Raw genomic sequence first — 25,711 nt, forward strand, 5'->3', positions numbered from 1 at the left:
AACGTGTTGACAACGACCTCGCCCGGCGGCGAGGCTGGCGCGGTGAGCAGCGGACCCCGGCGGCGGCTGGATCCCGCGCAGCGCCGGGCCGAGATCCTCGCCGCGGCCCGGCGGTGCTTCGGCGCGGGCAGCTACTCCTCGGTGTCCACTTCGGACATCGCGGCCGCGGCGGGAGTCGCCCGGCCGCTGATCAACCACTATTTCGGCGGCAAACGCGAGCTGTACCTCGAAGTGGTGCGGCAGATGACGATCGTGCCCGCCCCGGTCGTCGACGCGCTGCCGGACGGCCCGCCCCGGCTGCGCCTCGAGGTCGGCATCGACCGCTGGATCGACGTCGTGGAACGCAACCGCGACGCCTGGCTCACCGTGATCGACGCGGCACACGACCCGGAGGTCGAGCGGATCATGCGCGAGGCGGACGAGATCGCCGCCGACCGCGTGCTCGCCGCGGCCCAATTGCCCGAGAACGGGCATCCGCAGCTGCGGGCGATGATCCGCGCGTACGGCGGGATGTTGCGCGCCGCGTCCCGGGAATGGCTGGTCCGCGGCACGCTGGAGCGGGCCGAACTGCGTGCGTTCCTGGTGGAATCGCTGGTGCAGCTGCTGGAAACGACCTATCCGGCCGTGCTGGCGCAGCAGACCTCCGCCACCGGCTGAGCAGCACGCCCGCCGAACGCGGGCAGGATGGTCAGCACCGCGCCCACCGCCATCGCCGCACCGAGGACGATCGGCGCGCGCAGGCCGTACGGCTCGATCAGGCTGGCCCCGACGGACGAGCCGAGCATGACCCCGAGTGTGATGAACGACGAATGCACCGTGTTGACCAGCGGGCTGGTGTTCCCGGCCCGCTGCACCCGCACCGCCATCGCGGGGTTCATCGTCACGCCGACCAGACCGATCGCGAGCAGGAACGCCAGCGCGGCCGCGGGCAGGTCGGTGAACAGCGCGAACCCGGTGAGGAACACCGCGTTCAGGAGCGTGCCGGCCACGAGTGCCGACAAGGTGTGCCGGTCAGCGAGGCGGCCGACGATGCTGTTGCCGACGACGGTGGCCGCGCCGTAGCCGAGCAGCAGCACCGGGACCGTGTCCGGCGAGAACCCGCTGACCTCGGTCAGGATCGGGGTGAAGAAGCTGAACGCGGAAAACGTCGCGCCGATGATCAGTGTGCTGGAGACGAGCGCGAGAAGCAGCTTCGGGCGGCGGAAAACGCTGAAGTCCGCGGCTTCCCGGCGATCGGTCTGTCCGACGTCCCGGACCTGGAACTGGGTCAGCAGCGCGGCGAGCACGGTCAGCAGGGTGATCGTCCAGAACGCCGCCCGCCAGCCGTAATGTCCGCCCGCGAAGGTCGCCAGCGGCAGCCCGAGCAGCGTGCCCAGCATCAGGCCGTTCATCGCGACGCCGATCGCCCGCCCGCGCACGCGTTCGCCGACCAGCTGCCCGCACAGCGAAATCGCGATTCCGAAGAAGGCTTGCGACGCGACGCCGCTGATCACGCGGGCAGCCACCATCACCGAGTACGTCGTCGCGAGCGCGGCCAGCACGTTGCCGGCCAGGAACACCGCGAAGATGACCATCAGCGCCGCTTTGGGCCGAACGCGCAGCAATGCCAGCGTCAGCACCGGACCGCCGAGCGCCATCGCGACGGCGAACACCGTGATGAGGTAGCCGACTTGTGCGACGTCGACGCCGAGTCCGGCAGCAAGCTGCGGCATCAGCCCGGCGACCGCGAACTCGCTGGTGACCATGGCGAAGATGCCAGCAGCCAGTACGTAGACCGCGGACGGCACTTGAGGCGACGACATGGGAGACCCTTTCTTGTAACGATCGTTTCAAAACCTGGCCGTCGTTAAGCCGGGACGGGCAGGGCTGATTACGGACGAAGTGCCCGAGCGGATACCTGGACGATGTCGGCAAGCCGAGCCAGCGGCGCACCGCCTTGGGCCGAGATCCGCAGCCCGGCGACGCTGGCGTTCACATACGCGGCCAGCCCTTCCGCGGGAACCTCGGCGGTGACTTCGCCGGCCGCCTGACCGGCCCGCAACAGGTCGGTCAGCAGGCGCAACCGGGCATCGGTATCGCGAGCGATCTGCTCCAGGAACTCCGCGTTCCCGGTGTCGCCGGCCAACTCGGCGACGGAATTGACCGCGAGACATCCGCTCGGCGCACCGGTGCTCGACCGCTCGGCTTCTTCGAGTACCACCTTCGTCAGGTAAGCCTCGATTCGCGCTACCGCGTCGCCCTTCTTCGCGATCACGTCGGCCGTGGCGCGCGCTGTCGTGTCGAGATAGCGAGCGAGGCATTCCGCGAACAGCGCGCCTTTGCTGCCGAAGGCGTTGTACAGGCTGCTGCGGCCGAGACCGGTTGCCTGGCACAGTTCTTCGGCGCTGGCCGCGTGAAAGCCCCGCCGCCAGAACAGCTCAGTGGCGGCGGTGAGCACTTGCTCGCGGTCGAAGGTGCGCGGTCGAGCCATGCGGGCAGCCTACGGCATTATGTAACGAAGTGTCCATAACGGCTAGCGATTGCGCCGGGCGTACGCGGCGGGCGTCGTGCCGGTCCAGCGTTTGAAGGCGTAAATGAAGCTCGACGCTTCGGCGTAGCCCAGGCGCAGGGCGACGTCGTCGACGGACAGCACGCCGGTGTCGAGCATTTCTTCCGCGAGCGTCTGGCGGACTTCGTCCAGCAGCTGGCGGTAGCCGGTGCCCGCCTCGGTCAACCGCCGCCGCAGGGTTCGCGAGCTGAGGGTGAGCTGGCGGGCGATCTCGTCCATCCCGGCGTCCGCGCCGCCGAGCCGCACCAGCCGTTCCCGCACCAGCTGCGGGACTCCCGAGCGCGTGCGGCGGCGGGCGACGAGGGCGTCGCACTGCGCGGCGCACAACGCGACGGTTTGCTCGTTGGCCTGCGGCAAAGGAAGGTTGAGCAACTCCGGGTCGAGGGCGACCTGATGCTCGGCCGCGCCGAAAACCGGGACGACGCCGAAGGCAGTCCGGTATGCGTCCACAAAGGACGAGGACGGAAAGCGGAACTTCAGACTTTCCAGGGAAATCTCGGGCAGCAGGTCCCGCATGACGGTGCAGATCGCGGAAAGGTCGCGCAGCGCGAGGAACCGGGCGACGTCGCCTGGCACCCGCGAATCGTCCAGCACCAGGCGGAGTCCGGCGGCGTCCAGCTCGACGTGCGGAATGCAGAAGGTGAAGGACAAATCCAGGTAGCGCAAGGCGAACACCATCGCGTCGCGCATCGTCGGGCTGCTGATGCAGGCGAACCCGAAGATGCCGAACGTCGTCACGCGGTACCGGCAGCCGAGGCTGAGCGCGACGTCGTCGCCCGAGCCGACCGTCGACAGCAACGCCCGCACGACGGCCAGCTCCTGCCGCGCGTCGAGCTGCCGGTCCGGCGCGCGCAGTTCCTCGACCGGCACCCCGGGCAACGAGACTCCGCGTTCCTCGGCGAATCGGTGCATGAGCAGCACACTCGCCGTGCCGCGCGGGTAGTCCCAGTCGCGGATGGCGGGTGCGGCTAGCTCGGCCATGGCCGGAATTATGGATCAACCCGCCGTCCGCGTGCCGTTCGAGGGCCAAAACTGTCCGGGTTGCTCGTTAAGCTCCCGCCGTGCGCCTTTCCCACCGCGTCCTCAACCGCGCGACCCTCGACCGGCAACTGCTCCTCAAGCCCGCCAAGATGCCGGTTCTCGACGCCGTCACCCACCTCGCCGGGCTGCAAGCGCAAGCGCCGTTCCCGCCGTACTACGCGCTGTGGTGCCGGTTGCAGGGCTTCCAGCCGGACGATCTCGCTAGTCTGCTGCTCGACCGCAGCGTGGTGCGGATGGTGCTGATGCGCGGCACCGTGCACCTCGTCCCCGCCGCAGACGCGCTGGCGTGGCGTCCGCTGGTGCAGATCGTCATGGACCGCGCCCTGACCGCGGCCAACCAGCATCGCGAACCGCTGTCGAAACTCGACCACGACGCGGTGGCGAAGACGACCAGCGAACTCCTGCGCGAACGGCCGTATTCGAGCGATCAACTCGGCAAAGCGCTGGTCGAGCACTATCCGGAGACGCCGGCCGGGTCGCTGATGTTCCTGGTCCGCGCCGTCCTGCCGCTCGTGCAGATCCCGCCGCGCGGCGTGTGGGGCAAGGCCGGGCAGCCGACCTACCAGGTCGCGGACCACTGGCTCGACGGCGTCGCCGCGCCCGAACCGTCCGCCGCCGAACTGGTCCGCCGCTATCTCGCCGCGTTCGGTCCGGCGACGGTCGCCGACGTGCAGGCCTGGGCCGGTGTCACGAAGCTTGGCGAGGTGGTCGAGGAGATGGACCTGCGCACGTACCTCGATCCCGAGGGCCGCACGCTCTACGACCTGCCGGACGCCACGCTGCCCGACGAGGACACGCCCGCGCCGACGAGGCTGCTCGGCCCGTTCGACCAGACGCTGCTGTCCTACGCCGACCGCACCCGGATGATCAGCGACGAGCACCGCAAACGCGTGATCACCGTCAACGGCCTGGTCAAAGGCACCCTGCTGGTCGACGGCCGGGTCCGCGGGAGCTGGGAGACCACGACCGCCCGCGGGTCGGCGACGATGGTCCTCACCCCGTTCGAACGGCTGGCGAAACGCGACATCGCCGCGTTGGAGAGCAACGGGCGGAAGCTGCTCGCGTGGGCCGAGCCAGGCAAGACGCACGAGGTCGAGGTCGTGCCCGGGTAGCCTCGTCCGCTGGCCGGAATTCTCGATCGGGTGGCCGTTCGTGCCCTTCCGCCGAGCTGGGCGCCTGCGTAGCTTCAGCCTATGGACGACACCCCGTCGGTGCTGATCGTCGGCACCGGGTTCGGCGGAATCGGCGCCGCGATCGAGCTGAAGCGCGCCGGTTTCCCGAACGTCACGATCCTCGAGCGGGCGGCCGAACCGGGCGGTGTGTGGCGCGAGAACACCTACCCCGGCGCGGCCTGCGACATCCCGTCGCCGCTGTACTCGTTCTCCTTCGAGCCCAATCCGGACTGGCCGAAGCGGTACGCGATGCAGCCGGACATCCACGCCTATCTCAAGCGCGTGATCGCGAAATACGGCATCGAACCGCACATCCGGTACGGCCGCGAGGTCACGTCCGCGACCTACGACAACGGCCGCTGGCACGTCGAGACCGCACAGGGCGAAACCTTCGAGGCAGACGTCTTCGTGCCCGCCGTCGGCCAGCTTTCCCGGCCCGCTTGGCCGTCGATCCCCGGCCGTGAGACCTTCGCCGGCGCGGCTTTCCACTCCGCTGAGTGGAACCACGAAATCCCGTTGGCGGGCAAGCGCGTCGCGGTGGTCGGCACCGGCGCGAGCGCGATCCAGTTCGTGCCGGAGATCCGCAAGGAAGCCGCGCACGTCACCGTCTTCCAGCGCACGCCGCCGTACATCATGGCCAAGAACGACGGCCGCTACAAAGCCTGGCAGAAGCGGCTTTTCCGCCGCCTGCCGAAGACGCAGCTGTTCGGCCGCGCGCGGATCTTCCTGCTCGCCGAATACGCGACCTACGGCATGACCCGGCACCCGGTGCTGACCAAGATCTTCGAGCTGCGGACCGCTCAGCTGCGCCGCCGCCATCTCAAGGACCGCACGCTGCGCCGCAAGGTCAAGCCGGACTATCCGCTGGGCTGCAAGCGGATCTTGTTCACCAACGACTACCTGCCCGCGCTCGCCCAGCCGAACGTCTCCGTCGAAACCTCGTCGATCAAGGAAATCACCCCGCGCGGCGTGCGCACCGAGGACGGCGTGGAGCACGAGGCGGACGTGCTGATCTACGGCACCGGGTTCAAGGCGACGGAATTCCTCGGCCCGATGAAGGTGTTCGGCCGCGACGGCCGGTCGCTGGCCGAGGCGTGGAGCGGCGGCGCGCGGGCATATCTCGGCATGACGGTGCCGGGATTCCCGAACCTGTTCTGCGTCTACGGCCCCAACACCAACCTCGGCGCGGGCTCGATCATCTACATGATCGAACGGCAAGCCCGCTACCTCCGCCAGGCCGTCGAGCACCTCGCCCGGCCGGACGTGGCGTCGCTGGAGGTGCGCGCCGAGGTCGAGGAGCGCTACGACCGCGAGGTGCAAGCACGGCTTTCGCACAGCGTCTGGAGCGGGTGCACCAGCTGGTACCGGCAGGAAAACGGCCGGGTGAGCACCAACTGGCCCGGGCTGGTCACCGAATACGACCGCCGGACCAGGGCACTCGACCCGGCCGACTACCTGGTGCGTTCGATCAGGGCAGGTTCTTCAGGCCCGCGCTGACCGTGTTGGCGAAGGAGTAGCCGTTCGACGCGTCCCAGTTGATGGACCAGGTCATCGCGCCGCGGAACTCCGGATACGTCGTCGACGGCTTGAAGGAGGCGCAGCCGGTGGCCTTGGCCATGCAGTTCATCGCCGATACGACGTTGGACGGCGACTGGTACCCGCCGCCCGCCGCCGAGCCCGAGGACGGCAGCCCGAACGCCACCTGGTCGGCCCGCAGGCCGCCCTGCAGCTGGATGCACGAGAGCGCGGTGAGGAAGTCGACGGTGCCCTGGGAGTAGACGTTCCCGTTGCAGCCGTTCATCGCGCCCGAGTTGTAGTACTGCATGTTGACGACGGTGAGGATGTCCTTGACGTTCAGTGCCAGCTGGAAGTAGCCGCCCTGGGTGGACTGCATGTCGATCGTCTGCGGCGCCATGGTGATCACCGAGCCGCCGCCGTCGTGGATGCTGCGCAGCGCCTGTCCCATGTAGGTGGCGTTGATGCCGTTCTCCAGGTCGATGTCGACGCCGTCGAAACCGTAGGTCGAGATCAGCTGCTTCACCGAGTTGGCGAAGTTGCTCGCCGAGGAGCTGTCGCCGACGCTGATCGTGCCCTTCTCGCCGCCGACCGAGATGATCACCTTCTGGCCGCGTGCCTGCACAGTCTTGACGTCCTCGCGGAACTGCGCGTCGGTGTAGCCGCCGAGCTTCGACGACAACGCCGGGTCGAGCGTGAAGCTCACCGCGCCGGGCGTCGTGGTGGCGTCGGCGAAGGCGATCGCGATGACGTTGTACGTCGTGGGCACGTCAGCGAGCCGGAGCGTCTTCGCGCCGTTGTCGAAGTTCTGCCAGTAGCCGGTGAGGATGTGCTTCGGCAGGTCGCCGTTGTGCGGCGGGGTGCTGGTCGTGGTGGTCGTCGTCGGCGAGGTCGGGGTCGTCGGCGTCGTGGACGTCGTGGACGTCGTGGGGCTCGTGGGGCTCGTGGACGTCGTGGGCGGGGTGCCCGGGCCGTCGAGGTTCACGTCGTCGGCGAGGTACGCGGGCTGGCCGTACCAGCCGTGCAGGTACACCGTGAGGCTCGTGGACGAGCCGGTGGTGAAGCTCAGGCTGAGCTGCTGCCAGCCGTTCGCTCCGGGCGTCCAGGTGTTCTGCGTGGCCGAGCCGGAGACACCGAGGTAGACGTAGCTGCCCTGAACCCACGCGGAGAGCTTGTACGCGGTGTTGGGCTGCACGGTGACCTGCTGGGAGCACTGCCCGGTGTCGGAGCCGGATGGCGCCGCGCTCAGCGAGTGGCTGCCGTCGTGCGCCTGGGTCGAGACGACCGACGCGGTGGCGGTGCAGGTCCAGCCGGAGAGCGAGCCGCTCTCGAAGCCGGGGTTGGCGAGGATGTTCGCGGCCGACGCGCTGCTGGTGCCGAGGGCGAGCGTGACGCCGAGCGCGAGCGCGACCGAGGCCAGCAGGGACACCAGGGCAGGCATCCGCCGGGGGGACGGGTGTGGGGACACGGGCAGACCTCCGCACGACAGTGAGCCAGGTCACCTCAAAATGGACTAGACCAATACGGATGTCAAGGAACTTCCGGAGGTGCTTCGGCGGGCCATGCGCGGCGGGCGGGGCGGGCAGCGGCACAATGCAGGCTCGGAGCAACCCGAGACGAAGCAGGAGCCTGGTTTTGAGCGTGCAGTCGGTCGAGCAGCGGATCGCCGAAGAGCTGGGGGTGCGCGAAGGGCAGGTCAAGGCCGCCGTCACCCTCCTCGACGAGGGGTCCACGGTGCCGTTCATCGCCCGGTACCGCAAGGAAGTCACCGGAGAGCTGGACGACGCGCAGCTGCGCACGCTCGAGGAGCGGCTGCGCTACCTGCGCGAGCTCGACGAGCGCCGCGCCGCGGTGCTGGAGTCCATCCGGAGCCAGGGCAAGCTGGACGAGGCGCTCGAGGCGCAGATCCTCGCCGCGGACACGAAGTCGCGGCTGGAGGACATCTACCTGCCCTACAAGCCGAAGCGGCGGACCAAGGCGCAGATCGCCCGCGAGGCCGGTCTCGAGCCGCTGGCCGACGGCCTGCTGAGCGACCCGTCGACCGATCCGCAGGCGGCCGCCGCGGTGTTCGTCGACGCGGACAAGGGCGTCGCGGACGCGCAGGCCGCCCTCGACGGCGCGCGCGCCATCCTGGTCGAGCGCTTCGCCGAGGACGCCGACCTCATCGGCGAGCTGCGCGAGAAGATGTGGACCGAGGGCCACCTGGCCTCGAAGGTCCGCGCGGGCAAGGAGACCGACGGGGCCAAGTTCTCCGACTACTTCGACTTCTCCGAGCCCTACACCAAGCTCCCCTCGCACCGGATCCTCGCGATGCTGCGCGGCGAGAAGGAAGAGATCCTCGACCTGTCGATGGAGCCTTCCGAGCCGGTAGCCGAGGACGCCCCGGTCCGGGTCGGCCCGACCGAGTACGAGCAGCGCATCGCCGCCCGGTTCGGCATCAGCCAGCAGGACCGTCCCGCGGACAAGTGGCTCGGCGACACCGTGCGCTGGGCCTGGCGCACGAAGATCCTCCTGCACCTGGGCATCGACCTGCGGATGCGGCTGCGCCAATCGGCCGAGGACGACGCCGTGCGCGTGTTCGCGGCCAACCTGCGCGACCTGCTGCTGGCCGCCCCGGCGGGCACCCGCGCGACGATGGGCCTCGACCCGGGCTTCCGCACCGGCGTCAAGGTGGCCGTGGTCGACGCGACCGGCAAGGTCGTCGACACCCACGTCATCTACCCGCACCAGCCCGCGAACAAGTGGGACCAGTCGATCGCCGAACTGGCCGTGCTGGCCGGGAAGCACAACGTCGACCTGATCTCGATCGGCAACGGCACCGCCTCGCGCGAGACCGACAAGCTGGCGATCGAGCTGATCAAGAAGCACCCGGAGCTGAAGCTCACCAAGGCCGTGGTGTCCGAGGCGGGCGCCTCGGTGTACTCGGCCTCGGCGTTCGCTTCGCAGGAACTGCCGGGCATGGACGTCTCGCTGCGCGGCGCGGTCTCGATCGCGCGCCGGCTGCAGGACCCGCTGGCCGAACTCGTGAAGATCGACCCGAAGTCGATCGGCGTCGGCCAGTACCAGCACGACCTGTCCGAGGTGTCGCTGTCGCGTTCGCTGGACGCGGTGGTCGAGGACTGCGTGAACGCGGTCGGCGTGGACGTGAACACCGCGTCCGCCCCGCTGCTGACCCGGGTTTCGGGCATCACGACGTCGCTCGCGGAGAACATCGTGGCGCACCGCGACTCCAACGGCCCGTTCCGCTCGCGGACCGCGCTCAAGGACGTCGCGCGGCTCGGCCCGAAGGCGTTCGAGCAGTGCGCGGGCTTCCTGCGCATCCCCGACGGCGACGACCCGCTCGACGCGTCCTCGGTGCACCCGGAGGCGTACCCGGTGGTCCGGCGGATCCTCGACCGCACCGGCACCGGCATCCGCGAGCTGATCGGCAACGCCCGGACCTTGCAGGCGCTGAAGCCCGCCGAGTTCGTCGACGACACCTTCGGGCTCCCGACGGTCACCGACATCCTGTCCGAACTGGAGAAGCCGGGCCGCGACCCGCGTCCGGCGTTCAAGACCGCGACCTTCGCCGAGGGCGTCGAGAAGATCGCCGACCTCAAACCGGGCATGCGCCTGGAGGGCGTCGTGACGAACGTGGCCGCGTTCGGCGCGTTCATCGACGTCGGCGTGCACCAGGACGGTCTCGCGCACGTTTCGGCGCTGTCGAAGAACTTCGTGAAGGACCCGCGCGACGTCGTGAAGCCGGGCGACATCGTGAAGGTGAAGGTGCTGGACGTCGACGTGCCGCGCAAGCGGATCTCGCTGACGCTGCGCCTGGACGACGAACCCGGCGCGGGCAACAACCGCGGCGGCGGTGGCGGCGGACGGGACCGCGGCCAGGGCGGCGGCGGTCAGCGCCGGAACCAGCCGCAGCAGCGGGGCGGCGGCCGGGACCGTCGCGACTCCGGAGGCGGCGGCGCGATGGCGGACGCGCTGCGGCGCGCCGGATTCGGCAAGTAGCTTCATCACGGAAAACGGCCTCTTCAGCTGTTCGGAGAGGCCGTTTTCCGGCGCGGGGATCGCACCAAGATCCGAATTCGTAACAGCGTGCATGCCTATACCGACCTATCTTCGTCGTCTTCTCGCGGCCGAAGGGTTGGTGGCTACCGTGCAATCGCTGTACGCGGTCTATTTCGACATCGACTCCGCGGAGGAAACACCAGCGCACTCCGCAGACCAGGCCTTCGAGCACGGCATGGAGTGCATCGGGCGTTGGCTCAGCCACCTCTCGCCCGAGTCGTTCGACGCATCTCGGTTCCGCACCGGCAACACTCTCAAACTCAGGGAACGCACAAAGGGGCTTCCTCGAAGCGCAACTTGGGAGTTCATCGAGGCAGCTGATATCCGAGTACTGCGGGTAGAGGTCACTGATCGCGACGAAGAGTCAGGCGGCGTGTTCCTGACGCGCAGCACGCTGAGCGAGGAAGGTGGCCGGACGAGCCTGCGTGTATCGATGTCCCGCGACGTGCCAACTGCTTGGCTTTCGCCCATTCCTCCTGCTGATCTGAGGCAGCCCGGTGTCATCCGTGCCTTCGTCGATGACGAGCGGATCACTCTTCGCATCGAGCAACAAAAGCAAGATGGTCAGTACATCCAGATCCGCTCTGACGCCGAGGTAGCCACGCTGGCACAGGTGCTCGACGACACGACCAGGCTCCCGATCCTGCTCATTCACACCAGAACCCGGCAGGCACAGGCAACCGCACGAACCACGGCCACAAAGCTGATCGGCCTGGTCAGAACGGTCACCCTCAATTACGCGGCATTGTCGAAGCTCGACCAGCTCGTTCCCGCAAGCGCGCCACCTTACGCAGGAGCACGACTGCTCTGGAGCGACCGGAAAATGCATGCGCTGACCTTTGGCGCGTCAGACGTAAACACTGCGGACACAGACCTTCTGAGACGCCTTCTCATGCAGCGAATAGCGCCGATCACAGCACTGACCCGCGGAACCGACCATGCTTACCGGCGCGCTCGCCAAGCGCAGGCGAATGCGCGCCATGAGGCGGCCGACGCGCGCCTCAACGACGCAAAGACCCACGGCGACATCGCCGACCAGGCCGCAGAGTTGCGGTCTGCAGTCCAGGAGCTTCGACAAGAAAACGAGTACCTGTTGTCTTTAGCCACGGACTTCGAAAGCAGAGCGGACAGCGTCCCCGCACTTCAAGCACAAATAGAACAGCTGAAGATCGCGCTGGCCACCTATCAGCAAGAACCCCTGTCGCACCCGAGTGAGAATCCCTGGGAAAGCTTGCCCACGCTCGAGACGGGATCCAGACCAAGCGCCAAAGCCTTATTCAAGGAACTTGAAAGGCTGACCTCAGAGCGCCTGGTCTTCACGGAGCGGGCAGAAGTTTCCTGGAAGAGGGCAAAATACCCGTACCCCGATGAAATGCGCACCGCTCTTATAAAGTTGGCCAACATGGCAATCAAGCTCTACGACGGCTCACCAGAATCCATGACCCATCTCGACCTCTGGATTCACGAGAATTTCGGACTCAAAGTCGCAATGCAGGACGACACGATCCAAAAGAACAAGATCTTGCGCCAGTTCCACTTCGAGAGGCAGGACTACGACAGAACCCCGCACGTGAAGGTCCGAGATGCCGCACCCAGACAAGAAGTAGGGAGGATCCACTTCGCCCTCGACTCCGCGGAAGGACGCATCATCGTCGACCATGTCGGCGTGAAGCTGTACTAACCAAGGACACGCATCACGATAGAGCTCTAGCGCGCCAGGAGCTGTTGCCCATCAGTCCGAGCAGCGGCCTCTATTGCGGAACGACAAGCCGCCGAGTCGCAAGCGGCAATCGTCCATTAGCTGATCAGGCGGCGCACTCCGGGGAGCGCGAAGATCACCGCGCCGGTGCTGCGAATCGCTTCGGCGATATCGCAGACACCGGCGCTGGTGCGGCACAGCGCCGCCCGCCGTCCCGACCCTAGCGACTCGGCAGCTCCTCTACGGATTCATCTCGTACGCGCCGGAAAGCTCGCGCACCTTCTCCCACACGCGGCCGAACCGTTCGTGGTCCACCACCGGCTTCCGCAACCCGGCCAGTGCCAGTTCCTGCTGCTTCTCCGTGGAGCTCGGCTTGCCGTGCAGATCGACCGCGGCGACGCTGAAGTCCTGCACCAGCACCGCGAACAGCTGGTCTAGCACATCGTCTGACACGCCGGTCAGCTCAGCCTGCTCCAGGATCAGCTGCCCGTACACGACGAGCGTGAACAGCTCGGTCAGCGCGAGGCCGAAGTCCAGGTCCTTCTGCTGCGCCTCGTCCGGGGTCGCCTCGGAAAGCAGGCGCACCAGCACGTCGGCCTGTTCGGTGAACCGGGCGACGTTCGGCAGGTGCTTCGCGTTCTCGTACGCGGGTTTCCAGTCGTGGAACCGGATCTTGGACAGCCCGCGCGCCGGGCCCTGGCGGAACAGGAAGTCGTCGTCGGAGGCGTCGTCGCGGGTCGGCACCGCCGGGTATTCCTGCGGCGCGAACAGGTAGGCGGGCATGAACTTCGCGATCAGCGCGAGGTTCACCGCGACCGTGCCCTCCAGTTTGGGCAGGCCGTCGATGTCGTTCTTGGCCATCGCGAGGTACGTGTCGGCCTCGAAACCCTTGGCCGCCACGACATCCGCGACCAGTCCGATCACCTTCTGCGCCTCGGTGGTGACCTTCATCTTGGTGATCGGGTTGTACAGCAGGTAGCGGCGGTCCTGCTGGTTCGCCGAGCGGAAGTAGTCGATCGCACGGTCGGAGAACAGCTTCATCCCGGTCAGCCGCGCGTAGGCCTCGACGAATTCGCGGCGCACGTGCGGGAAATCGGTGACCGGGTTGCCGTACAGGATGCGGTTCTGCGCGTGCGTGATCGCCTCGTACAGCGAATGCGTCGCCATCCCGATGCCGCCGAAGCACAGGTTGAACTTGCCGATGTTGACCGTGTTCAGCGCGGCGCTGAAGGCTTCGGCCCCGGTGTGGAGGATGTCCTCGGCGCGCACCGGGTAGTCCTCGAGCCGGAACTCCGCGACGTACATCTGCGACGGCACGATGTTCTTCACGACGTGGTAGTTCGGGTGCTCGGAATCGGCGTAGAAGAACACGTACTGCCCGGGTCCTTCGACGCCGTCGATCCGGCCGAACACCGAAACCGTGCGTGCGCAGTTTCCGTTGCCGATGTAGTACTTCGACCCGTTCGCGCGGTAGCCGCCCTCGCCGTCCGGGGTGAGCACGAGGTCGGACGAGTAGATGTCCGCGCCGTGCTCCTTTTCCGACAGTCCGAACGCGCCGACGCCGCCCTCGGCCAGCGCTTCCGCGGCCCGCTTGCGGGCGGCCGCGTTTCCGCTCTGCCACACCGGGCCGAGGCCGAGGACGGTGACCTGGAACGGGTACCAGTAGTTGAGGCCGTAGAAGCCGAGGATTTCCGCCAGCGCGGCGATCCGGCTGGTGTCCCAGCGCTTCTCCGGGTTCCCCGCCGAATCCGCGGCCGGCGTGAGGAACGTGGCGAACAGGCCTTCCTTGCCCGCGAACTCCAGGAAGTCGGCGTAGAACTCGCGGTCGTGATACGCCTGCGCGAGACGGCGTTTGCCGCGCGCTTCGAACCAGTCGATCGTCGCCCGCAGCAGCCGCTGGGTCTCCGGGTCGAACCTCCGGGCGTCGTAATCGCGCGGGTTCAGCAGCGCTGTCGCCGTTTCGCTCATCGCATCTCCAGGTCAGCCGATATTACTGCCCGGTAACTTTAGCGCGGTGCGGCCGCCGAACTCCACCGCGTCCACCCGGCCGTGGCCGTCGCGCCGGAAACGCGCGCTCGGCCTGCGGGTGTCCGAGGCGCGAGCGAGCACGTCCTCGGCGACGAAGACGACCTCGAACGGCGGAGCGGAGAGGATGTCCGGATCGTCGGTGTCGAGGATCATCTGCGCCCAGAGCGAGCCGTCCCGTTCGGCGACCTCGAAGATGAGCGAGCCGGTCCGATAGCGTCCAGGGCAGTCGCCCGGGTCGACTGCCCTGGACGGACGACTGTCCAGTTTCGGCAGGTCAGCCAGGTTGTCCAGGCACCAGTCGACGATCCGCGGACCGAGCGCGCCGCCGCCCGCGCTGTTGGTGAGCACGGTGACCGCGAGGTTCTCGCTCGGCACCATGACGAACTCCGACAACTGCAGGTTGCTGACGTTCCCGCCGTGCCGCACCAACTGCGCGTCGCCGTGGCTCAGCCGCAGCCAGGACAGCCCGACCTCCTCGAACGGCAGCGCGCCCTTGCGCTGTGCGGCGTGCATCAGCCGACGGGTTTCGTCGCTCAGCACCTCCGCGCCATTCAGCTGGAATCGGGCCCATTTCAGCTGGTCACGGGCAGTCGACCAGAGACCGCCGGCCGGCGCGTCCGCCCGAGCGAGGCCGACAGTGTGCGCGACCGCCGGACCGTCCTCGCGCAGCGCGTGCCCGACCGCGTGCCGCCGGGTCAGCACCTCCCAGGGCTGGAAGAACGAATCGGTCATGCCGAGCGGCTCCAGCAGCCGGGTGCGGACCAGCTCCTCGTAGGCGGTCCCGGACACCGCCTCGGCGACCCGGCCGGCCAGCAGGAATCCGGCGTTGCAGTAGGAGAACACCTCGCCGACCGGGAACACCTGCGGCAACTCGTCGAACCGCTGCACCGCGCGGGCGAGCGCGTCGTCGCCCCAGCCGGTGTCGACCTCGATGTCGCCGAGGAAGCCGGAGGAGTGCGTGAGGAGGTGGCGCAGCGTCACGGTCTTGCGGGCGAGCGGGTCGGCCAGGCGCAGATCCGGGAGGTACTCGACCACCGGCTGGTCCAGTTCGAGTACGCCGTCCTCGACGAGCACGAGCGCCGCGGCGGCGGCGAACGTCTTGCTCGTGGAGCCGATCATGAACAGCGTGTCGTCGTCCACCGGCGTTCCGGTGTCCACACTGGACACCCCCGCGGTCAGCAGGGTTTCCTTGCCCTCGTGGAAAATCCCGGCTGAGACGCCGGGAACTCGCGCCTCTCGCGCCCATTCGCCCAGCAGTCCCCGGAGTTCGTCTGCGCTCATGCGGCCAGCCTCGCACCCGCGTGCGCGGCGTCGATGGTGGAAACGAACGAACATCGCGCGTCCGCTTCGTCGGTTCGCGCGTGGCGGCCTGCGGGCGATATCACGTAGCCCGCCGGATCTTGGGACGGTATAGTGGACGATGCGGTCCGCTCAGTTCTGCCTCGGACCGCGTTTCACTGTTGTCGACGACCACGCGCCGCAGCCATCCGAGGCCGCGCCGGGCAGGACAACCGCGCTACGTACGGAGATACGGGACGCTTTCGCGTCCGCACCAACCATGACGACTTTCACCGAACTCGGCCTGCCCAAGCCTCTTGTCGACGCGCTCGCCGCACAGGGCGTCACCGAGCCCTTCCCGATCCAGGCCGCCACGCTCCCGCACACCCTCGCGGGCCGCGACGTGCTCGGCCGCGGCCGCACCGGCTCCGGCAAGACCTACGGCTTCGTGCTGCCCGTGCTGGCCCGCCTGGCCGCGGGCCCGACGCGGCGCCGCCCCGGCCGTCCGCGGGCGCTGATCCTCGCCCCGACGCGCGAACTGGCCACCCAGATCGAGGCCGCGATCGTGCCGCTGGCGCGCCCGCTTGGCCTCAAGGCGACCACGATTTTCGGCGGCGTGAGCGCGAACCCGCAGATCACCCGCCTTCGCGACGGCGTCGACATCGTCGTCGCCTGCCCCGGACGGCTCGCCGACCACATGCGCTCCGGCGAAGCGAAGCTGGACAAGATCGAGATCACCGTCCTCGACGAGGCCGACCACATGGCCGATCTGGGCTTCCTGCCCGAGGTCCGCCGCATCATGGCGGCGACCCCCGAGCGCGGCCAGCGGCTGCTGTTCTCCGCGACGCTCGACAACGGCATCGACGTGCTCGCGAAGCGCTTCATGAACGACCCGATGCTGCACAGCGTCGACTCGGCGCAGTCCCCCGTCTCGACCATGACGCACCACGTGCTGCACCTCGAGGAAACCCACCGCCTGCCCGTCCTGGTCGACCTCACCGCGGCTCCCGGCCGCACCCTGGTCTTCACCCGCACGAAGCACCGCGCGAAGGCCCTCACCCGCAAACTCGTCGCAAGCGGCGTCCCCGCGGTGGAGTTGCACGGCAACCTCGGCCAGAACGCGCGCACGCGCAACCTGGAAGCCTTCTCGTCGGGCACCGCGAAAACCCTGGTGGCCACCGACATCGCCGCCCGGGGCATCCACGTGGACGACGTCACGCTGGTCATCCACGCCGACCCGCCGGTCGAGCACAAGGCGTACCTGCACCGCTCCGGCCGCACCGCTCGCGCGGGCGCGTCCGGCACCGTGGTGACCCTGATGACCGACGAGCAGGTCGCGGACGTCCGCGCACTGACCCGGAAGGCAGGCATCTCGCCGACCACCACGCGGATCTCGCCGACGCACCCGCTGCTGGCCGAACTGGCCCCCGGGGACCGCTCGTTCACCGCTTCGCCGCGCCGCCCCGTGGTGGACAACCGCCCGAAGACGGTGACCGCCTCCGGCGCCGCACCAGGCACCGGCCGACGCCGCGGCGCCCCCTCGGAGAACCGAGGCGGGCTCGGCGCTCGGACTGGCGCGCAGTCCCGGCGTTCCGGCGGCCGCGGCGGACCTCGGCAGGGCGAGGCTCGTTCCGCGGAGCGGCAGCCAGGTCAGGCCCGGCGGGAAGACCAGCGCCGCGGCGGATCAGGTGCCGGTCGCCGAGGGGCGGAGGGCGCTGGACGTCGCGCTGCCGGTGCCGACCGTCGCGGATCGGGCCAGCCGCCACGCAATCGCCGCAACGGCTCGAGCGGTCGGCGGCAGTCAGAGTCCTGAGTTGTGCACGGGGCGGGTCGGGGATTTCGGTCCCCGACCCGCTTTTCCGTGCGGGGGTCAGCCCGCTTCCTCGTCGGCGAACCAGTCGCCGATGTGCTTCTATGGGAAAGCTGCTGTCCAGCAGCCGTCGGCGGCAAGCCATCCGACGATGGCGGCGACGACCTTGCCCTGCGGGAAAGTCAGCGTTTGTCGCGAAGCCACACCTGAATGAAGACGTTCTCCGGGTTGCGGTTGCTGGAGATGACCGCATTCCCCGCCACGCAACATCGATTCGAGAATCGCGACGATATTCGCCTCCGCAGCGTTTCCGAGGGCGACGCCGTTCGAGGCCCGCACCGTGGCCTTCAGGCCGCGGCACCGACAGCGCAGCGGCTCGTCACGAACGCCGAGCCTCCCGCCAAAACGACTTGAACTCCTCAGTCACCCCGTAGAAGCTTCCTTTTGCTGCCAAATCACGCGAATCCGGTGAACCGGCGAAGGACAATTTGCGAGCTTCCTCCCGGGACAACTCGGGAAGCTTCCGCCTCCTGGCCCTGGCAAGTTTCCTCGGATGCCCGTCGTGTACAAAGACCGCGGCGATCGACGAGGCCGCCACAGGAGTGAACCCCGGGCCGGGCAGACATCCCAACGGATCCGCCATGAGCCATTCCGCGACGCCGCACACCCGGTGGAAGTCGTCGTCGCCGCATCCGGAAACCCACTCGGCCACGGCCTCCTCCCCGTACTCGACCAGCCCTCTCGACACCAAGGCCCGACTCGTCGAAAACATGCTGCCCACCTTGCCCGCACCCGTGGGAGGCGACCGGCCTCGCCGGCTCAGCCGCCAAATTTCCGCAACTCGACGTCAACGATAGCAAAGCCGGTCGAATTCCCGATGCCGACCGCGACGTTCCCGGACATGACCCAATTGTCGAACCGGTTCTGCGCAGTCGTCTTTCTCGCGTTTCCGCTCTTGATTTCCAGTCCGCGGTACCGGCCGTTCCCGAGATCGACCGCACCGTCGTAGACCCGGATTTGGTCGCCGTTCCCCTTGGTGTAAATCCGGCCGCGGACGACCTTGAACCCATCCGCCTCGAGCGCGTCCCATACCGCCTTCTCCGCGTCCGCCCCGACGTTCGTCCCGTCGGTCCCCGCGAACTTGCCGTCCGACGTCCGGATCGAGCCGTCGTCATAGCGGAAGATTCCCGGCTCCACCTCTTCGATGCACTTGGCCCCGTTGTGCACCAGAATCGGCGTCTCGCCGGCCAGCACGTAGAACGTGTGCGTGGTGTTGATCGCCAGGTTGTACGTCCGGCTGTTCGCCGTGTACCGGCGGCTGTCGATCAGCCGCGCATGCCCGTTTCCGGGCGTGTCTAGCTGATCGCCAGGGCGCAAGTCGGCCGCAGCGGTCCACGCGTGGGCACCGGTGTTCCAGATCAGATGGTGCGCGGTCGACGTGATCGTCCGCGGCCCGGCCGGGGTGTCGATGCGCAGGTCGACGAAATCGGTGTCCGTGTCGGTGACGCTGATGTGCGCCACCGTGTGCTGCTGCCGCGTCGCGTCGTCGGGGCGGGCGTTGGTGATCGCGTCCCCGACGCGGATGTCCTTGATCGGCTTCGCCGACCCGTCGGCCATCAAGACCCGCGTCTCGGGTGTGAAGCTGTTCAGCCCGCACAGCAACGGGTTTTCCGACAGTTCTTGCGCCACCCTGGCCATTTGCGCCGCTTCCGCGACCGCCTCGGCGGCGAGGTCGCCTGCCTCGCCGGCCGCGGCGATGGCCCGCGAGGTCACCGTGTCCAGCGCGCTGCCCATGGCCGCGTCGAGCAGGTCCCCGGCGAAGATCTCGCCGAGCCCGACCCCGTCGGCCAGGTCGGCGACCGCCCCGCCCAGGAGTTCGACCAGGTCGCACTCCGGGCAGGCCAGTGCGACCAAGCCCATCAGGACGAAACCGCCGTACTCGGAGAGTTCCTGGCCGGAACCGTCGAACGGCCGGGCCACGAAGTTGGAGCTCAGCAGGTTGTGCGGGTCGAGGCAGCGCGCGGTGTCTGCGCTGCCTGCCGGGTTCATGTTCCGGCAGACCTCTTGCAGGTGCGCGAGAATCCGCTCCTGGTCGGCCTTGCTGCCGGAGAACAGCAGGTTGCAGTCCTGGTTGTTCAGGTAGAGCAGCGAGTCGTGCGACCGGTACTGGTCTCGGCAGGACGCTTGCCGGTCCTGGATCGCTTGCTGTTTCTCCGCCTTCGCCTTGGTGGCGACGGCCTCCCAGGCCTGCTGCGCGGCGACCGCGGCATCGTGGGCGTCCTTGCCCGCGTCGACCGCCATCCGATGCGCGGTCGCGGCTGAATCCGCTGCCTCGCGGGCATAGTTCGCGGCTACCTGCGCGGAATGCTGCGCCCAGGCCGCCGAACGGCCGGCCGCGTCCGCGGAAGCGACCGCGGAGGCCGCTGCCCGAGCGGCGGCGTTCGCGGAATCCTGCGCCTGCTTAGCGGACGCGGCTGCGCGGTCGGCGGCCGTCTGCGCGGTCTTCGCGTAGTCCGCGGCTTGAGCGGCGGCCGCGTTGGCCTCTTGTGCGTACCGGTTCGCGTCATCCGCCGCGTTGCGGGCGCGGGCGGCCGCAGCCTGCGCTTCATTGGCGTCGTGAGTCGCGTTCGCGGCCGCGCGGGACGCTTGGGCCAGCAAGGAATCGATCGCAGCGTTGTGCGCGGCAGTGTTCTGGTCCCGCCGCGCCGCACTGTACTGCCCGACGACCAAGAACTCGTGGGCCAGCGTCGGCGGTCCGTCCAGCGCGGCCTGCGCTCCGGCGGCCACCTCGCGCTGCCCGGCGTTACGGGCGCCGGACAGCACCTGGTTGACCTTGACCTGGTCGTCGATTCCGAGCGCGGTGTACTGGCCGGCATCGAGGAAGTCGCGCAGAGCCTGATCGGTGTTGGCGTCCAGCGCCTTCTGCGCGTACTGGACGACGATCGTGCGCCCGGCCGTGCGAGCGCCCGACATGATCTGGTTGACCTGCAGCGCGTCGTCCTGCTCCCGGCCCGGGTAATCCCGGCTGCGCAAAAAGTCGCGCACCTGAGCGTCGCTGCCGGCGAGCGCGGTGTTCGCCGCGGTCTGGAAACCGGTCGTCGCGGTTTCGCACAGCTGCCGGAGGATCGACCGGTCGTCCTGCCCCGCGGCGGCTTGCACGCCGGTGGTGACGAAGTCGATCGCCTCGTCGTCGGTCGCTGCGAGCGCTGCCTGCGCGGCCGCCTTCGTCCACTGTCCTCCGGTGTCGGCCAGCGTCAGCGCGACCTTGCGCGCGTCGGCGAGCACTGTGGCCCGCGGAGCGCCTGCCGCCGTCGCTTCGGCGATCAACCGGGTGGTTTCCGCGTCCCAGGTACTGACTTGGTCGACGTCCCACCGCTTCGGCTTCGGCTGTGCGGCGTAAGCGGCCAACGCGGATTTGGCGGCATCGTCCGCTGTTTGGCTGGCCTGTGCGATCCGGTCGTCGTCCGCCTTGCGCGCGGCTTGCGCGATCTGGATGGCCTGATTGGCGGCAGTGACCGCGGCGTTCGCGGCGGCTGTCGCGGCGTTCGCGTGCTCGGTGGCTTTCTTCGCCGCGTCCGCTGCCTCGCCGGCATGTGCTGCCGCGTCGTCGGCCGCTTGCGCAGCGGCGTTCGCATCGAGGGCAGCCGCGTGCGCTGCGTTCGCAGACTGATCAGCGGCATCGCTCGCCTGGTGTGCCCACGACTGGCTCGCGTTCGCCGCCGAGACGGCGCGAGCCGCCTGCGCGCGAGCCGTCGCGGCCGCGGCTTGCGCCTGACGTGCGTCCGCGCCTGCGGCAGCAGCGTTGTTAGCGGCATCCGTAGCGGCAGCGGCAGCGTTGCTTGACTGCAGTGCAGCATCGTGTGCGGCGGCACCCGCGTTCTCCGCCTGCTGCGACGCCGTCCGCGCCGCGCGGGCAGCACCAGCTGCTTTCTCCGCACCTACTGCGGCATCGCGCGCGGTCTGCGCGGCATTCCGCGCGACGTCCGCGTGCTCCTTATCGAGCGATGCCTGCGCAGCCGCGTCGTACGCGTTCGACGCAGCCTGTCCCGCACGGGAAGCCGCCGCAGCAGCACGAGACGCCGCAGCGGCCGCGGTGTGTGCGGCGCGCGAAGCAGCGTTCGCGGCCCCGATCGCCTCTCGAGCGGTGATCGCGGCCTGGTTCGCGGCGTACGCAGCCTGCGAAGCAGCTTCGGTCGCCTGACCGGCATGTCCCTGCGCGGCCGCAGCAGCGTCCTTGGCGGCTTGCGCGGCCTTCGCCGCTGCAGCAGCTTCGGCGACTGCGCGGTCGGATTCCTGTTTTGCCAGCTCAGTTTGGGTCGCTGCCTGCGCCGAAGCCGAGTTGGCGGTGGCGACGAGGTCGGCGATGGTCGCTGTTTCAGCGTCGCGAGCTTGCGCGACCGGAAGATCGATGGCCAGGAACTGGGTGAGGGCGTCGTCTGTGTTGGCGTCCAGCGCCTGCTGCGCGGCCTTCTTCACCTCCGGTCCGCCTGCGGCCATTTCCTGGTTGACCTTGACCGCCTGGTCGGTCCCGAACGGAACCTTCCAGCCGGTGGCGAGGAAGGTCCGCAACGCTTCTTCGGTGTTGGCGTCCAAGGCTTTCTGAGCGGCCTGCTTCAGCTGCGGCCCGCCCGCGGCCATCATCTGGTTGACGCGCAGCGCGAGGTCGTTCTCGTGCGCGCCTTCCCAGCCGGTGTCGAGGAAGGCTTCGAGTGCGTCGTCGCTGTTGGCGTCCAGCGCCTTCTGCGCGGCCGTCCGGGTCGCGACACCGCCGGAGGACATCAGCTGGTTGACGTGGATGCTCCGGTCGATGGACGCGTCGACGTCTTTCTGCGAGGTGAGGAATCGCGTGACATCCGCGTCGGAACCGACCAGCGCGACCGCGGCGTCCCGTTTGGTCGCCGGGCCGCCGAACTGCCACAACCGCCAGGTCTTGGCCCGATCGGTATCCGTGCTGCCCGCCGGCGCGGCGGAAGCCGCTGCTCGCGGCGCCTCGGCCGCGACGGCCGGGGCCTGCACCGTTCCGGCGGCCAAGGAGGCGGTCAAGAACGTCATCAGAGCAGCACGAAAGCGGGCTTTCGCCGTACGCATCGATTCCCCCTGTGAAATGCCACGCGATCCCCGGTGACCGTCCGATCACCACGCGTCTCCGGTCGAGACTAGCCAGTCGCCGCCACCCGGAAGCGATTTCGAATTCATAAAGTTACCAAGGGAAACCGAGTCAAGAACTGTTTACTTTTTCTTTTATTGAAGAATAGAAAGTGAACCGCGTCACATTAGTGCTAACACTCGCACTGGGTTCAGCGAAAAACGCCCGCCAGGATCGTCCGCGCACGCAGGCCGAGCCGGGTTCATTGCTCGCTTTGCCATGATTCGCTAGTCCGCAAGGGGGAATTTTGAGCTTGTCGACCCGAACGAAATCCGCCGCCGCGGCCGCGGCCGCGGCCTGCACCGCGGCAGCGGCGGCGCTGACACTGAGCACCGGAGCCGCCGCCACCGCGGAGGACCAGCAGCCCTCCGTCGTCGAGGACTACCACTACCCCGGCGCGGCGCAGATTCTCGCCGACTATCACGTCGAACTGCTCTCCGGCGACGGGCACATCCTGTTCGCCGCCTGCCCGTCCGGCCCGGACACCGTCGGCCTGATCCAGGTCCGGACCAGCGAACCGGTCGGGCAGGGCAGCGACGGCCGCGTGTGCTTCCACGTCATCGCGCCGACCGGTCATCTCACGATGAAAATCCCGGCCGTCTATTCCATCCGGGGCGACGGGATCAATTCCGGGACAGGGCACAAGGTGCGGGCGGAACTGACCACCGACAGCGGGCAGCACAGCACCGTCGACGTGAATCCGAGCGGAACGACTCAGGTCGGAGTCGGGACCAACCCGCCCGGCGCGCCGACCACCCTGCTCCAATTGGACGCATCCTCGTGATTTCGGAGCGGCTGGCGGAAACTGTTTCGCCGGCCGTTTCCGCGCGTCTGTACCGACGGCCGGGAATACCGCTCCCGCTCACCGGCACTCGCGGTAATACCGCGCCCGCACCCCCGATAACGTTGCCGTGACTACTCCCCCACGCCTGAGGCTGGCCGTCGCTGTCTCGGCCGCCCTCGCGGCAGGCCTGCTGATCGTTCCGGCCGCGGACGCCATCAGCGGCGGAACCCCCGTCCCCGACAAGGCATTCGACTTCGTCGTTCGCGTCGCCGCCGACGGGCACGGCTGCAGCGGCGTTCTTCTCGGACCGCAGTGGATCGTCACCGCCAGCGGGTGCGTTCCGGCTGGCTCCGGAGCGCCGAGCAGTCCGGTCACCGTCACCGCGGGCGGAACCACCGCGAAGGTCGCCACGCTGGTCCCGCGGCCGGACCGGGATCTGGTGCTGGCCAAGCTCGCCACTCCGATCGTCAACGTCACCCCGATCGCTCTAGGACGGACCGCGCCGGCGGTGGGCGAAGCGCTTACCGTCGCCGGATTTGGCCGCACCTCCGACACTTGGGTTCCGGACAAGGCCACGACCTCGCCCTTCATCACCGCGTCGGTCGCGGCCACCACCTTCAGCCTTGCCAACGCCAACGGGCACGACACCTGCCTCGGCGACGCGGGCGGCCCCGCGATCCGCACCGCGGCGAACAACACTCCCGAACTCGTCGGGATCAACTCGCGGTCGTGGCAGCACGGCTGCCTCGCCGTCGCCGAAACTCGCCAGGGCAGCGTCGAAACCCGCACCGACGACCTCGTCGACTGGATCCGCGCGCAGGCGCCCGAGTTGACAATCCAGTGCCAGGCAACGGTTCCGCTCTTCGCTGTCACCAGCGACCTGCAGCTCTACCAGCACCCGAATCCGGCTGACGGCGGGCCGATGGCGCCCCAGCAGTCCACGATCGGCACCGGCGGCTGGAACGGCTACGTCCGCCTCCTCGCCGGACCGGACGGGCTGGTCTACGGCATCCGCGCGAACGGCGACGTCTACCGCTACCAATGGAACGGCACCGATTGGACGGCCGACTCGCGCACCGTCGTCGCCACCGGCTGGACCGGGTTCGACGACGCGGCCAACCACAACCGCATCACCATCGACAGCCGCGGCGACATCTACGTCGTCAACGCGGACGGCTCGCTCTCCCGCCGCCGCTACGACAACGCCGCCAAGACCTGGTCGGCCGAAACCCTCGGCACCGGCTGGAATTCCTACGACCTCATCACCGGCGGCGGCGACGGCGTGCTCTACGCCCGCAGCACCGGCGGCTTCCTGTACCGCTACGTCTGGGACGAGGCCGGACACAAGTGGGCGCAGGAAAAGAAGCTAGTCGGCAACGGCGGCTGGAACGCGTTCACCCGCATCACCTCCGCGGGCGCGGACGTCCTCTACACCGTCACCGGCAAGGGCGAACTGCGCTGGTACCGCTACCTGCCCTACAGCGACACCTGGTCCCCCGGCCCGACCGTGATCGGCGACGGCGGGTGGCAGCAGTTCTCCGACGTGGAGGCGCAGCGCAACTCCTGCACCTTGGTTCGCTAGAAACCGGATCGCCGTGCCGCGTTCCGGAGTGCGGCACGGCGATCCGGCCCGATCAGCTGATCAGGAACAGCAAAAACGGCCCCACGCCCAAAACCAGCAACGCGGCCGCGTTCGTCTTCCGGTACTCCAGCAGCAACGCCACGAACTCCCGCAAGAACGCGCTCGGCACGAAGTACGACGCCGTCCTCGCCCCGATCACGTTGAGCCGCAACCCCAACTGCCGAGCCAGCACCGCGGTCCGGAACACGTGGTAGTTGTTCGTCACCGCCAGAATCGGCCCGGAAAACCCCCGCTGCGCAAGCAAAGCGACGCTGAACCGCAGGTTCTCGCTCGTGGTCGTCGCCCGGTCTTCCAGCACGATCTGCTCCGCCGGAACCCCAGCGTCCATGAGGTACCGCGCCATCGCGTCCGCTTCCGACGTCAGTTCGTCCGCGCCCTGCCCGCCGGACACCACCAGCAACGCCCCCGGCGACCGCTGCTGCACCTGCACCGCGCGGTCGAGCCTGCTCGCCAGCAGCGGCGGCACCCGGTCGCCCTGCAGGCCGGAGCCGAGGACGACCACCGCTCCGGCACGAGCGCGGCGGGTGACCCGGCTGTAGAGGATCGAGTACAGCAACAGCGCCGTGAACAGGAACGCCAGGTACCCGGTCACGAACAGCACCGCCATCGCGGCCACGCGCAGCACCGGCTGATCGTCGAAGACCAGCGAGCTGACCGCGAGAGCGAACACCGCGAGCAGACCGAGCCCGGCCAGCAATGACAGCAGGTTCGCGAGCCGCCGTCCTTCGCGGCGCAGCATCACAACGCCGTTCGCGATCAGTGCCCACGGCAACGCCAACGCGCCGAGCCCGCCGACGAGCGCCACCAGCGCGATGATCGCGATCTGGGCCCATTCGACGTGGTTGAAGAACGACAGCAGCCACAACCCGGTGAACCCGAGCGCGACCAGGAACCACACCGCGTTGCCGACCCGCCGCGGCTCGCGCGCGAACCGTACGGCGAATACGAGCGCGGAAGCCAGCGCGAACAGCCCGGAAGTCATGGTCCAG

At 68.6% G+C, this 25,711-nt stretch carries 16 protein-coding genes; 8 read left to right on the plus strand and 8 right to left on the minus strand.

All coding sequences use genetic code 11. The features are described 5' to 3' along the window. Window positions 1-42 precede the first annotated feature (42 nt). A complete protein-coding gene (locus H4281_RS19325) occupies window positions 43-657 on the plus strand; it encodes a TetR/AcrR family transcriptional regulator (protein ID WP_182892594.1) in 615 nt (204 codons plus the stop codon). On the opposite strand, the gene H4281_RS19330 is transcribed toward H4281_RS19325, so the two are convergent. From H4281_RS19330 to H4281_RS19340, 3 genes are all read right to left on the minus strand, one after another. Beyond that, on the minus strand, window positions 615-1,802 hold the full coding sequence (locus H4281_RS19330) for an MFS transporter (RefSeq protein WP_220507460.1): 1,188 nt from the start codon (window positions 1,800-1,802) through the stop codon (window positions 615-617). The two genes, H4281_RS19325 and H4281_RS19330, sit on opposite strands and share 43 nt — an antisense overlap. Before the next feature lie 68 nt (window positions 1,803-1,870). Next, a complete protein-coding gene (locus tag H4281_RS19335) occupies window positions 1,871-2,470 on the minus strand; it encodes a TetR/AcrR family transcriptional regulator (RefSeq protein ID WP_182892325.1) in 600 nt (199 codons plus the stop codon). A 42-nt stretch (window positions 2,471-2,512) separates the two neighbouring features. Then, entirely contained in the window at window positions 2,513-3,529 is a 1,017-nt protein-coding gene (locus tag H4281_RS19340) for an AraC family transcriptional regulator (protein ID WP_182892326.1), read from the minus strand. Between the two features lie 80 nt (window positions 3,530-3,609). Here H4281_RS19340 and H4281_RS19345 point away from each other — a divergent pair, with 80 nt between their 5' ends. Both H4281_RS19345 and H4281_RS19350 read left to right on the plus strand, forming a co-directional pair. Beyond that, entirely contained in the window at window positions 3,610-4,701 is a 1,092-nt protein-coding gene (locus tag H4281_RS19345; RefSeq protein ID WP_182892327.1) for a winged helix DNA-binding domain-containing protein, read from the plus strand. 81 nt (window positions 4,702-4,782) lie between these two features. Further along, the gene (locus tag H4281_RS19350) at window positions 4,783-6,258 is read left to right on the plus strand and encodes a flavin-containing monooxygenase (protein WP_182892328.1); all 1,476 of its coding nucleotides are present in this window, start codon (window positions 4,783-4,785) and stop codon (window positions 6,256-6,258) included. Here the strand turns inward: H4281_RS19350 and H4281_RS19355 are convergent. Then, window positions 6,230-7,717: a chitinase gene (locus tag H4281_RS19355; protein ID WP_182892329.1), complete on the minus strand. Its 1,488-nt coding sequence runs from the start codon at window positions 7,715-7,717 to the stop codon at window positions 6,230-6,232. The genes H4281_RS19350 and H4281_RS19355 overlap by 29 nt on opposite strands. A gap of 194 nt (window positions 7,718-7,911) precedes the next feature. Between H4281_RS19355 and H4281_RS19360 the strand changes: the two genes are divergently transcribed. Continuing rightward, entirely contained in the window at window positions 7,912-10,275 is a 2,364-nt protein-coding gene (locus tag H4281_RS19360) for a Tex family protein (protein ID WP_182892330.1), read from the plus strand. A gap of 148 nt (window positions 10,276-10,423) precedes the next feature. Further along, window positions 10,424-12,016, plus strand: a complete 1,593-nt coding sequence (locus H4281_RS19365) for a hypothetical protein (RefSeq protein ID WP_182892331.1) — start codon at window positions 10,424-10,426, stop codon at window positions 12,014-12,016. 258 nt (window positions 12,017-12,274) lie between these two features. Here H4281_RS19365 and H4281_RS19370 read toward each other — a convergent pair whose 3' ends face one another. Together H4281_RS19370 and H4281_RS19375 are read right to left on the minus strand one after the other, a co-directional pair. Further along, window positions 12,275-14,002, minus strand: a complete 1,728-nt coding sequence (locus H4281_RS19370) for an acyl-CoA dehydrogenase family protein (RefSeq protein ID WP_182892332.1) — start codon at window positions 14,000-14,002, stop codon at window positions 12,275-12,277. A gap of 12 nt (window positions 14,003-14,014) precedes the next feature. Beyond that, entirely contained in the window at window positions 14,015-15,343 is a 1,329-nt protein-coding gene (locus H4281_RS19375; RefSeq protein ID WP_182892333.1) for a serine hydrolase domain-containing protein, read from the minus strand. A gap of 277 nt (window positions 15,344-15,620) precedes the next feature. On the opposite strand from H4281_RS19375, the gene H4281_RS19380 reads away from it, so the two are divergent. Next, window positions 15,621-17,153 (plus strand): DEAD/DEAH box helicase, encoded by a 1,533-nt coding sequence (locus tag H4281_RS19380; RefSeq protein WP_182892334.1) that lies wholly within the window; start codon window positions 15,621-15,623, stop codon window positions 17,151-17,153. 816 nt (window positions 17,154-17,969) lie between these two features. On the opposite strand, the gene H4281_RS19385 is transcribed toward H4281_RS19380, so the two are convergent. Further along, a complete protein-coding gene (locus tag H4281_RS19385) occupies window positions 17,970-22,202 on the minus strand; it encodes a hypothetical protein (protein ID WP_182892335.1) in 4,233 nt (1,410 codons plus the stop codon). Between the two features lie 347 nt (window positions 22,203-22,549). Here H4281_RS19385 and H4281_RS19390 point away from each other — a divergent pair, with 347 nt between their 5' ends. Both H4281_RS19390 and H4281_RS19395 read left to right on the plus strand, forming a co-directional pair. After that, window positions 22,550-23,080, plus strand: a complete 531-nt coding sequence (locus tag H4281_RS19390; protein WP_182892336.1) for a hypothetical protein — start codon at window positions 22,550-22,552, stop codon at window positions 23,078-23,080. A gap of 127 nt (window positions 23,081-23,207) precedes the next feature. Then, on the plus strand, window positions 23,208-24,662 hold the full coding sequence (locus H4281_RS19395) for a tachylectin-related carbohydrate-binding protein (RefSeq protein ID WP_182892337.1): 1,455 nt from the start codon (window positions 23,208-23,210) through the stop codon (window positions 24,660-24,662). Between the two features lie 52 nt (window positions 24,663-24,714). Here the strand turns inward: H4281_RS19395 and H4281_RS19400 are convergent, their stop codons facing one another. Further along, window positions 24,715-25,704 carry a YdcF family protein gene (locus H4281_RS19400; protein ID WP_182892338.1) on the minus strand — a complete coding sequence of 330 codons (990 nt, stop codon included), beginning with the start codon at window positions 25,702-25,704 and terminating at the stop codon, window positions 24,715-24,717. Window positions 25,705-25,711 lie beyond the last annotated feature (7 nt).

It is taken from the genome of Amycolatopsis dendrobii, assembly GCF_014145675.1.
GTDB classification, from domain to species: domain Bacteria; phylum Actinomycetota; class Actinomycetes; order Mycobacteriales; family Pseudonocardiaceae; genus Amycolatopsis; species Amycolatopsis dendrobii.